The sequence below is a fragment of the Bradyrhizobium sp. SRS-191 genome, assembly GCF_024586915.1.
In the GTDB taxonomy this organism is placed as follows: Bacteria; Pseudomonadota; Alphaproteobacteria; order Rhizobiales; family Xanthobacteraceae; genus Bradyrhizobium.
On sequence record NZ_JANBVS010000083.1, the window covers coordinates 1 to 1,287 of the forward strand.

2 protein-coding genes are annotated in these 1,287 nt (G+C 63.9%); both read left to right on the forward strand.

Features of this window, described 5'->3' with window-relative positions; genetic code table 11:
- Positions 1–200: 200 nt before the first annotated feature.
- Complete coding sequence (locus NLR35_RS34160; RefSeq protein WP_257170929.1) at positions 201–938, forward strand: SDR family oxidoreductase; 738 nt, start codon at positions 201–203, stop codon at positions 936–938.
- 65 nt (positions 939–1,003) lie between these two features.
- Positions 1,004–1,287, forward strand: a 284-nt coding sequence (locus tag NLR35_RS34165) for a nitronate monooxygenase (RefSeq protein WP_257170930.1), incomplete at its 3' end; no start/stop codon positions are given.

Below are 1,287 nucleotides of genomic sequence, written 5' to 3' on the forward strand. Positions count from 1 at the left end.
TCTGGACGCTCGGCATCATCGCGCTGCTGATGATCCCGACCGCGGCGGTGCTGCGGCCGATTAAGCTCGGCGCGCCGTCGCGGGGCCACTAGGTCGCTTGTGGCGATCGCGGTTGCTTTGACACCGTTCGCGCGACGTTATAGCCTGATGGTCATCATATCAGTCGAAGCCACGGTGCATGTCACCGGAGGGAGGTGACCTTGTCCAAGCGAAACGCCACTGCGGCCATCATCGGGGCCGGCGATTTCATCGGCTCCGAGATCGCCAAGAAATTCGCGGCCGAAGGTTTCACCGTGTTCGCCGGCCGGCGCAACGGCGACAAGCTGGCGCCGCTGGTGAAGGACATCGAGGCCGCCGGCGGCGAGATTCACGCCCGCTCGCTGGATGCGCGGAAGGAGGAGGAGGTCATCTCCTTCCTCAACGATGCCGACAAGCATGCACCGCTGGAGGTCTGCATCTTCAACGTCGGCGCCAACGTCAATTTCCCTGTTCTCGACACCACCGAGCGGGTGTTTCGCAAGGTCTGGGAGATGGCCTGCTATTCTGGCTTCCTCGCCGGGCGCGAGGCGGCGCGGCTGATGCTGCCGCGCGGCGGCGGCAACATCTTCTTCACCGGCGCGACCGCGAGCTTGCGCGGCGGCAGCGGTTTTGCGGCTTTCGCCAGCGCCAAGTTCGGCTTGCGCGCGGTGGCGCAGGCGATGGCCCGCGAACTCGGGCCGAAGAACATCCATGTCGCCCATCTCATCATCGATTCCGGCGTCGACACCGAATGGGTGCGGCAACGCCGGCTCGAAGCGCTCGGCCCGAACGCGCTCGACAATCCCGATCTGCTGATGCCGCCGTCGTCGGTGGCCGACGCGTATTGGCAGCTCTATCGGCAGCCGAAGAGCGCGTGGACCTTCGAAATGGAAATCCGCCCCTTCGGAGAGAAATGGTGACCGCGGCGCAAGATTGCGGTTAGACTGATGTCAACATCAGCAAATATTCCGGGAGGAGAACTAACGTGAAGACCGCGATCACCGAACTGTTCGGCATCCAGCATCCCATCATCCAGGGCGGCATGCATTTCGTCGGCTTTGCCGAGCTCGCCGCCGCCGTTTCCAATGCCGGCGGGCTCGGCGTCATCACGGGTCTCACGCAGAAGACGCCGGAATTGCTGGCCAAGGAAATCGCGCGCTGCCGTGACATGACCGACAAGCCGTTCGGCGTGAACCTTACCTTCCTGCCGACCTTCGCGGCGCCGCCTTATCCGGAATACATCGCCGCCATCGTCGAAGGCGGCGTCAA